The sequence below is a fragment of the Ideonella alba genome (genome assembly GCF_018069845.1).
GTDB classification, from domain to species: Bacteria; Pseudomonadota; Gammaproteobacteria; order Burkholderiales; family Burkholderiaceae_C; genus Ideonella; species Ideonella alba.
The window spans coordinates 1-1,214 of sequence record NZ_JAGQDD010000051.1 but is presented as its reverse complement, the minus strand read 5'-3'; the positions used below and the strand labels follow the sequence as shown (position 1 = coordinate 1,214).

Here is a 1,214-nt window from a genome sequence, read left to right as displayed (position 1 = left end):
TGTATCGACCCAGCAGAACCTGCTCAGCTCAAGCCGCTATTGCATAAGCCTCAGCGGGGGTCCTCATGTTCAGCGCCTGATGAGGGCGCCGGTGGTTGTAGAAATGGATCCAGTCGCCGATCAGGCGGCTGGCGTGCTGCAGTGACTCGAAGCGGTGCCGATGGACGCACTGCTCCTTGAGGGTGCGGATGACGCGCTCGACCAGGCCGTTCTGCTCCGGGCTGTGGGGCGTGATGAACTCCTGCTTCAAGCCGTAGCTGCTCACCAGTGCCGTGAAGCTGCGGCTGGTGAAGACCAGGCCGTTGTCTGATCGCAGCAGGAACGGCGCCGGCACCCGGCCCAGTGTGCCGAAGCGGGCAATCAAGGCTTGCTCCAGCGCTGACTCGGCGGTTTTGGATCGGCCGCTGCGCGACAGGTGCCAACCAAGCAGTTCCCGGCTGTGACAGTCGATCACCAGCGCCATCGTCGTCCAGCCATCCCGCCCTGCCCAGACGCGACACATGTCCGTGGCCCAGCGCTCGTTGGGCGCCTGGGCCACTGAAGGCAGCACCTGGATGCGGGGCCTGAAGCCCACGGGCCGTCGTCGGACCTGCCAGCCCTTGAGTTGGAAGATGCGCTGCACCGTGTTCTTGTTGAACCCCAGCAGATGCGCCACCGTGCGGTAGCCGAACGAGGGGTTCTCCTCGATCATGGCCTTGATCGGCTGAACAAGCCGCTCCTGCACCTTAGGCGCTGCCTTGACTGGGCGGTAGTACACCGTGCGCCGCGGCACGTCGAACCACCTGCACAGCTTGCTGATCGAGACGGTGATGCCGTCGGCCTGCAGTCCCTGGTGGATCGTCTCGATCACTTCTCGTCCTCGCCCAGCAGGGACTGCAATTTTTTTCGCGCACGCAGCTCCAGCATCGCCTCGCCGTAGGCCTCCTGAAGCTCCTTGAGCTGGCGCTCGTACTGCTCGCGCACATCCTGCGGGTTGGCCTTCAGGGCGTTCTCCATGCCCCGGCGGCCATCCTCCATCCAGCTCTCGATCTCCGAGGGCGGTAGGTCATAGGTGCGGCTGGCCTCGGCAACGCTGGTCTTGCCCTGGATGATCTCCAGCACCAACGCCGTCTTGCGCTTGGCCGTCCAGCGCTTGATCTCTTCGTCCATCAACGTACTCATGATGTCGTCCTTTCGACATTAACACCTGAGCAGGTTCTCACTGGGTCGATACA

At 63.4% G+C, this 1,214-nt stretch carries 2 protein-coding genes; both read right to left on the bottom strand.

The window, feature by feature from the left end; translation table 11 throughout:
• Nucleotides 1-28: 28 nt before the first annotated feature.
• The gene (locus KAK03_RS24710) at nucleotides 29-850 is read right to left on the bottom strand and encodes an IS3 family transposase (protein WP_210857347.1); all 822 of its coding nucleotides are present in this window, start codon (nucleotides 848-850) and stop codon (nucleotides 29-31) included.
• Nucleotides 847-1,161, bottom strand: coding sequence for a DUF1153 domain-containing protein (locus tag KAK03_RS24705; RefSeq protein WP_210857346.1), 315 nt, complete (start codon nucleotides 1,159-1,161; stop codon nucleotides 847-849). Before KAK03_RS24705 ends, KAK03_RS24710 begins: the two co-directional genes overlap by 4 nt.
• Between the last annotated feature and the right edge of the window lie 53 nt (nucleotides 1,162-1,214).

Excerpts from the sequence above, each read along its gene's own strand:
- KAK03_RS24705 (WP_210857346.1), bottom strand. The coding sequence starts at position 1,161 with ATGAGTACGTTGATGGACGAAGAGATCAAGCGCTGGACGGCCAAGCGC.